5 protein-coding genes are annotated in these 8,072 nt (G+C 57.8%); all 5 read right to left on the reverse strand.

The window, feature by feature from the left end:
- Window positions 1-32: 32 nt before the first annotated feature.
- Window positions 33-2,195, reverse strand: coding sequence for a class 1b ribonucleoside-diphosphate reductase subunit alpha (nrdE, locus tag M3G19_RS10785; RefSeq protein ID WP_259902637.1), 2,163 nt, complete (start codon window positions 2,193-2,195; stop codon window positions 33-35).
- An 82-nt stretch (window positions 2,196-2,277) separates the two neighbouring features.
- Window positions 2,278-2,802 (reverse strand): class Ib ribonucleoside-diphosphate reductase assembly flavoprotein NrdI, encoded by a 525-nt coding sequence (gene nrdI / locus M3G19_RS10790; protein ID WP_210575511.1) that lies wholly within the window; start codon window positions 2,800-2,802, stop codon window positions 2,278-2,280.
- Window positions 2,803-2,924: 122 nt separating this feature from the next.
- Window positions 2,925-3,158 (reverse strand): glutaredoxin-like protein NrdH, encoded by a 234-nt coding sequence (gene nrdH, locus M3G19_RS10795; RefSeq protein WP_210575513.1) that lies wholly within the window; start codon window positions 3,156-3,158, stop codon window positions 2,925-2,927.
- 461 nt (window positions 3,159-3,619) lie between these two features.
- Window positions 3,620-5,623 (reverse strand): VWA domain-containing protein, encoded by a 2,004-nt coding sequence (locus tag M3G19_RS10800; protein WP_259902638.1) that lies wholly within the window; start codon window positions 5,621-5,623, stop codon window positions 3,620-3,622.
- A 228-nt stretch (window positions 5,624-5,851) separates the two neighbouring features.
- Window positions 5,852-7,864, reverse strand: coding sequence for a VWA domain-containing protein (locus M3G19_RS10805; protein WP_259902639.1), 2,013 nt, complete (start codon window positions 7,862-7,864; stop codon window positions 5,852-5,854).
- Window positions 7,865-8,072: the final 208 nt, after the last annotated feature.

Raw genomic sequence — 8,072 nt, forward strand, 5'->3', positions numbered from 1 at the left:
GTGGGGTGAACGCTTCGTCGATAAGCTCCTGCTTACAGCATGCAGGACACGCAGCCCTCAATCTCGGTTCCTTCCAGGGCCATCTGGCGCAGGCGGATGTAGTACAGCGTCTTGATGCCCTTGCGCCACGCGTAGATCTGCGCGCGGTTGAGATCGCGGGTGGTCACCGTGTCCTTGAAGAACAAGGTCAGCGACAGGCCCTGGTCGACGTACTTCGTGGCCACAGCGTAGGTGTCGATGATCTTCTCGTAGCCGATCTCGTAGGCGTCCTTGAAGTAGTCGATATTCTCGTTGTCCATGTGCGGCGCCGGGTAGTAGACGCGGCCGATCTTGCCTTCCTTGCGGATCTCGATCTTGGACGCGATCGGGTGGATCGACGAGGTCGAGTTGTTGATGTAGGAGATCGAGCCGGTCGGCGGAACAGCCTGCAGGTAACGGTTGTAGATGCCGTCACGCGCGACGACCTTCTTGAGCTGCTCCCACTGCTCCGCGCTCGGCGGCTGCGCCGTCGAATTAGCGAAGATCTCCTTGACCTTCTCCGTCTTCGGCTGGAAATCCTCCGGATTGTAGCGGTCGAAGAACTCGCCGGTGGCGTACTCGGAGCGCTCGAAGCCTTCGAAAGCTTCACCCTTTTCCACCGCGATCTTGTGGGAGGCCTTGAGGCACTCATACAGCACGGACGCGAAGTAGACGTTGGTGAAGTCCAAGCCCTCCTCGGAGCCGTACTCAATGTGCTCGCGGCCCAGGTAGCCGTGCAGGTTCATCTGGCCAAGACCGATAGCGTGCGAAGCGTCATTGCCCTCGCGGACGGACGGGACGGAATCGATGGAGGTCTTATCCGCCACTGCAGTCAGGCCGCGGATCGCGGTCTCCACCGTCGTGGAGAAGTCATCAGAATCCATCGACATCGCGATATTCAGCGAGCCGAGGTTGCACGAGATATCGTTGCCCAGCTCGGCGTAGGTCAGATCATCGTTGAGTACCGACGGAGTGTTGACCTGGAGAATCTCGGAGCACAGGTTGGACATGTTCACGCGGCCGATCTTGACCGGGTTCGCCCTGTTCGCGGTGTCCTCGAACATGATGTACGGGTAACCGGACTCGAACTGGATCTCCGCGATGGTCTGGAAGAACTGACGGGCGTTGATCTTGGACTTGCGGATGCGCGGGTCCTCGACCATCTCCTCGTACTTCTCCGTCACCGAAATATCAGCGAACGGGACGCCGTAGACGCGCTCGACATCGTACGGGGAGAACAGGTACATATCGTCGTTGCGCTTAGCCAGCTCGAAGGTGATGTCCGGGATGACCACGCCGAGCGAGAGCGTCTTGATGCGGATCTTCTCGTCCGCATTCTCGCGCTTGGTGTCCAAGAATCGCAGGATGTCCGGGTGGTGCGCATTCAGGTACACCGCGCCAGCACCCTGGCGTGCGCCGAGCTGGTTGGCGTAAGAGAAGGCATCCTCCAGCAGCTTCATCACGGGGATGACGCCGGACGACTGGTTCTCGATGTGCTTGATCGGCGCGCCCGACTCACGGATATTGGACAGCAGCAGCGCGACACCGCCGCCACGCTTGGACAGCTGCAGCGAGGAGTTGATCGCACGGCCGATGGACTCCATATTGTCCTCGATGCGCAGCAGGAAGCAGGAGACGAGCTCGCCGCGCTGCGCCTTGCCGGCATTGAGGAAGGTCGGCGTCGCCGGCTGGAAACGGCCGGTCATGATCTCGTCGACCAGCGCGGAGGCCAGCTGCTCGTTTCCGTCAGCGAGGAACAGCGCGGTCATCGACACACGGTCCTCGAAACGCTCCAGGTAGCGGCGTCCGTCGAAGGTCTTCAGCGTGTACGAGGTGTAGTACTTGTACGCGCCCAAGAACGACTTGAAGCGGAACTTGTAGGAATACGCGCGCTTGAAGGTGGACTTCACAAAGTCCCAGTCGTATTTCTCGATCGTCTCCGGCTCGTAGTACTTGTTCTCCACCAGGTAATCCATCTTCTCTTCCAGATCATGGAAGTAGACGGTGTTCTGGTTGACGTGCTGCAGGAAGAACTGGTTCGCCGCCTCACGGTCTTTGTCGAACTGGATTTGGCCGTTCTCGTCGTACAGGTTCAAAAGCGCGTTCAGCGCGTGGTAATCCAGCTGTTCAGTCTGGCTCACCGGCTCAGCAACGGTCTTCCCCACAGTGTCGGTCACGGTTTTCGGGCCTTTCTCAAGCAGTGATCAAATATGTAATTTCAGGACTAAATCTTCAGCTTTATTGCCGTACAGCCAGCAGCTATACAGCGTGGTAACGCTCGCGCAACCGCGCGAGACGCAGCTCGCTTTCCGACGTCTCCGCGCGACGCGCCTCAAGCACCTCACGGTCGCGCGCGGTCAGCGGTTCAAGACCGAGCTTATCGACGCCCGCCACCAAGTTCTCGCGAACCTTCTCCACGTCCTCTTCCGAGCCCATCAACTCGAAGCGGTACAGATACGGCACACCCGTCTTCTCAGCGATTATATTTCCTGCTTTGCAGAAATCCGGGCCGAAATTGGAATTGCCCGCCGCGATGACACCGCGCAGCAATTTTCGGTTCGACTCGTCATTCAAAAACCGGATCACCTGCGGCGGCACCGGGCGGACATTCTCGTGAGTCAGCGACACCCCGCCGCCGTACGTCGGGCACACCAGCACGTATGGCTCCTGAACCTTCAGCGGCGCGTCACCCCTCCGGAGCGGAATCCGTGCGCTCGGCAAACCGAGCTTGTCCACAAAGCGGTGGGTATTGCCCGTCGCGGAAGAAAAGTAAACGACCAACATGGCAGATTGCTGACCCTTTGACTTGAAAAACAGCTGGCAGGAAGACGAAAAGAACGCGAAAACAGCTACAGCAAAACGTTAAGCCGCCAACAACGTGACGGCTTGAACTTCATGCGGGGCGACTACGCGACGCTCTCAGCGAGGGAACGGATGCGGTCCGGGCGGAAGCCCGACCAGTGCTCCCCGTCGACCTCAACGACCGGGGCCTGCAGGTAGCCCAGCGCCATGACGTAGTCGCGCGCGGAGTCGTCCATGGAGATATCCACGGTGTTGTACTGCAGACCAGCGCGGTCCAGGGCCTTCTTCGTAGCGTTGCACTGGACGCAAGCTGGCTTGGTGTAGAGGGTGATCGACATAGTTCTCAGGGCTCTTTTCTTCTCAGAGGATGTTCGGGGGCTAGTGAGACTTACCTGGCGGCCCCAGGGGTGCCGCTAGCGCTCGAATCAACGTAAGAGTGGTGCGGCATCGAGCGATGCGCCGCGCCCGCACCCCGTCGGGGGCGAACACCAAGAAACACTATACGTTGTGCCATATTCTGGCAACTGATACTACATATAGTAGTTACACGCGTGGTATTCGCAGGATAGACAAGGGAAATAACCTACATGTAGTTTCACCACAGGCGTTGACATGCGAAAAACGGCTTACACGGGTGGAATTTTCTTCGAAATATTTTCATCTGCGTCCAAAATCACACCGAAGCCGCGCCGCACACCACACTCTTCCAGCACCCACCGATGCGAAGAGCCCCTCCCCCAACCGAATCCCTACAACGGACCGGCCGGCAGAGGGGCTCTCCCCTATTTGGCGCTACGCATTACCTCCGGCGCAGCACCGCAATGATGCCCGCCAATGCTGCAAGCAACACCACGATGCCGATACCCAGACCCAGCATCAGAATTCCCTTGGCACCTAGACCGCCGTCGTCCGACTCGTCCTGCGCCTGGGTGTCCGTGTCATCCGACTTCTCCTCGCCGTCATCCTTCTTCCCACCCGTATCCGGCGGAGTATCACTCGGCTCCGGACCATTTTCCTCCGTCGGACGCCACTTAGGACCATCAGCCTTCTCACCAACCGCATCAAACGCGATCTCAAACGGCTGCTCAACACCCATGACATCGTCCTCAGACCCCTGAGTCAACACGACGCCGACAAAGTAGTACCCCGCATTCTCTTTCCCCGGCTTCACCACAGGCCCAGCCAAAGAGCCTTGCCTGTCGTCTTCCAACAGAAGGATTTGATCCTCTGCTTTCCTCTCGCGGAGTGGTGTGTACAGCATGGCCTCGAGATAATCTGCCTCGTCTCGTACTGAGGCGTCCGAGCGAAAACTAACGACAGGGCGCTGTCCGTATTCCACCGGGATCTTGTAGAAGCGGTACTCACCCGGAACGATCGCGTCCTTGTACGCACCCGGCTTCACTTCAACGGCATCGGAGAAGCTCGATCCACCCTTGATATCCTGCGCCCCTGCGAAATCTAGGGACTTTTCTGCCCCCTTCGAGTCGTCCGATCCCGCAGGAGCACCCCCCGTGCCACCTTCCGGTATGGGCTCGAAATTGACTTCGACCTCGATGCCGGTCTCTTCCGTTGAGGACTTGTCATTGGTGTTCCCCAAGTAGATTTCGGTCGGCAAGATCCAGTGCTGCGGGTCGCAACCGTTCAGCGCTTTCTGCGGGTTTAGCTCAGTGACAACGGGCTGGGGCGGGGAGTAACCATTTCCCTTAGTCTCGCCGAAGCCACCCAGCCCAGCATTGGAAGCTTGGCAGTCTTCGTTCCCATTCTCAATTCCGTGATGGCGGAGATTGAAAGTGCCGGAGTGAGCGCGGCCGGAAGCGCTACGGTTCGGAATGATCGTGGTGCTGACGATAGCTCGATGGCCTTCCGGAACCGCAAGATTGAAGTAGCGCGGGGCCGCCTTTTCGTCAGAGTCGGACGGGACCTTAGCGGTCACCTTGGTGTGATACTTGCCTTCGCCGAGCCATTTGGCGTCTTCCGGGGTATCCGAATACTCGAACTCAGTACCGGCGGTCTGGTAGGTCTCGGCATCACGCTGGGCCAGGAACTTCAACGACTCCGCCAACGAACCAGCATCATCAGCCTGAATGAACTCACCACCACCAGCCTCAGCAACACACTCCAGCTCCTTGCGGGCATCCTCATCAGTTTTGAACCCGACCGTGTGAATCGTCAGATCAAAACCATCACCCGCCAACTCCTTAGCCACCTCACACACCGGCGGCGGCGCACACGTATCGATACCGTCAGACACCAGGATGATCGTGCGCTCACCCGAATCACCGAGCTCTTCAGCGGCAGCCTTCAACGAATTACCCACCGGGGTATACCCCTTCGGCGACATCTCGTCGATCTTGGAATTCAACTCACCCTTATCCAGCTTGCCCACCGGAACCAGAGTCTCAATATCCCGACACCCCGCATCACGATTATCCGGCGCATTCGACTCACGCATACCGTAAGCAAGCAGACCAAGGTTGGCCTGCTCCGGCAACGAATTCACCAAATCATGCGACGCCTGCTTCGCCGCATCCATACGCGTACCACCATCAACATCCCGCTCAGCCATCGACCACGACGCATCCAACACCAACGCAGCCTTACTATCCACCGTCGCCTCATCCGAACCAGACGAACCAGCAGATTCAGACAACTCAGTCGACGATGACTCAGTACTCGACTCCGCAGCCGACGACGACTCCGCCGAACTGGACTCGCTGTCACGCTGCGCTACCGCATCACCAGGCGCAACCAACGTCCACACCGCCACAAGCGCGGCAACAAACAAAACAGAAACAAAACTCAATGAGTATCTACGCGTCGAATTCATGATCCTGAAAAACTCGGGGAACAAAAAGGGCCAGGTGTCCAAGAAAACAACTTTCCCGAATGAACCTACGGTAAATACTAAGCACCGTTTGTGCCACGCATCACAGGATCAACCACTCATAAGAAAAAGGAGAGCCCCTCCCCCAACCGAATCCCAACAACGGACCGGCCAGCAGAGGGGCTCTCCCCTATTTGGCGCTACGGATTACCTCCGGCGCAACAGCGCAATGATGCCCGCCAATGCTGCAAGCAACACCACGATGCCGATACCCAACACCAGCATCAGGATCCCCTTGGTGCCGAGACCGCCGTCGTCCGACTCGTCCTGCGCCTGGGTATCCGACTCATCAGACTTCTCCTCACCGCCGTCCTTCTTCCCGCCCGTATCCGGCGGAGTATCACTCGGCTCCGGACCATTTTCCTCCGTTGGACGCCACTCTGGACCATCAGTCTCCGCCCCGACCGCGTCGAACGCGATCTCAAACGGCTGCTCAACACCCATGACACGGTCTTCGCCGCCTTGCGGCATTCCGAGCCCCACGTAGTAGTAGCCTGCGTTCGCCTGCTCATCGCCCGTAATACCGGATTCCCTGTTGCGGAAGTTGATCACATTCCCTGCCAAGTTAGCTTCCGGCCGGGTCGACTCATACTTGATGTTTTGACGGAACGGCGAGTAGAGCATCGGAGACAGCCCTCGAGATTTCCCGTCCTGACCATCTATTGTCCGGTAGCTAAATACTGGACGCTGTCCGTATTCCACCGGGATTTTGTAGAAGCGGTACTCACCCGGAACGATCGCGTCCTTGTAGGCACCCGGCTTCACTTCCACCGCCTCAGAGAAACTCGAACCTCCCTTGATGTCTTGGGGCCCGTCGAAGCCGAGCTCTGGACCTTTATCATCGACTTCCTGCGCATCTGGGTACTGAGAAACTTCTTCCTCGTCGGGAATCGGTTCGAAATTGATTTCAACCTCGACGTCGACTTCTTCCTCCCCCGTGCCTTTTCCTTCCTCAGCGTTTGTAAAGGCAATTTGGTCAGGAATCGTCCAACGCTGGCTGCAGCCTCTGTCTTCGTCGACAGGAACGAACCGTCTGATCAGGGGTTCCGGCATCCAGGCAGCGCTACCGCTCGTCTTTCCGTCAACGGATGTATTAACGCCGCCATAGGAGCCGTCGCACATTTCCACTTCGTTTTTGGGCTCAACTCGCTGGACAATGAATCCCGCATCGGAAGCTCGCCCCGACTTCGATCGCTTTGGAAGGACAGTCGTGGAAATGACCGCATTGTGTCCCTCGGGAATGGCGACCTTGTAGTAGCCGGTCTCGACTTTGTCGCCCGCGTTCTTTTTGAGCTTGGCATTCACTTTGGTGTGGTAGCGGCCTTCGCCCAGCCACTTGGCGTCTTCCGGGGTATCGGAATACTCGAACTCAGTACCGGCCGTCTGGTACGTCTCCGCATCACGCTGGGCAAGGAACTTCAACGACTCCGCCAACGAACCAGCATCATCAGCCTGAATGAACTCACCACCACCAGCCTCAGCAACACACTCCAGCTCCTTGCGGGCATCCTCATCAGTTTTGAACCCGACCGTGTGAATCGTCAGATCAAAACCATCGCCCGCAAGCTCCTTGGCCACCTCACACACCGGCGGCGGCGCACACGTATCGATACCGTCAGACACCAGGATGATCGTGCGCTCACCCGAATCACCGAGCTCTTCAGCGGCAGCCTTCAACGAATTACCCACCGGGGTATACCCCTTCGGCGACATCTCGTCGATCTTGGAATTGAGCTCACCCTTATCAAGCTTGCCCACCGGAACCAGAGTCTCAATATCCCGACACCCCGCATCACGATTATCCGGCGCATTCGACTCACGCATACCGTAAGCAAGCAGACCAAGGTTGGCCTGCTCCGGCAGAGAATTCACCAAATCATGCGACGCCTGCTTCGCCGCATCCATACGCGTACCGCCATCGACATCCTGCTCAGCCATCGACCACGACGCATCCAACACCAACGCAGCCTTACTATCGACCGTCGCCTCATTCGAACCAGACGAACCAGCAGATTCAGACGACTCAGTCGACGATGACTCAGTACTCGACTCCGCAGCCGACGACGATGCCGCCGACCTGGACTCACTGTCACGCTGCGCTACCGCATCACCCGGAGCAACAAGCCCCCACACACCAAGCAACGCAGCAACAAACAACACCGAAACAAAACTCAACGAAAACTTGCGCGACGTATCCATAATCCTCAAAAACTCAGAAACAAAAGGGGCAGGTGTCCAAGAAAACAACTTTCCCGAATGAACCTACGGTAAATCCTAAACACAGCCTGTGCCACGCATCACAGGAATTATTGAGGAGTTGAATGACTGACACATAGAGAACGCCCCCGTCGCGAGCATGATGCTCATG

This window comes from Corynebacterium sp. p3-SID1194, from assembly GCF_025144155.1.
Taxonomy (GTDB): Bacteria; Actinomycetota; Actinomycetes; order Mycobacteriales; family Mycobacteriaceae; genus Corynebacterium.

Coding starts and splice junctions, on each gene's coding strand:
- nrdI (WP_210575511.1), bottom strand. CDS start 2,802: ATGTTGGTCGTTTACTTTTCTTCCGCGACGGGCAATACCCACCGCTTT.
- nrdH (WP_210575513.1), bottom strand. CDS start 3,158: ATGTCGATCACCCTCTACACCAAGCCAGCTTGCGTCCAGTGCAACGCT.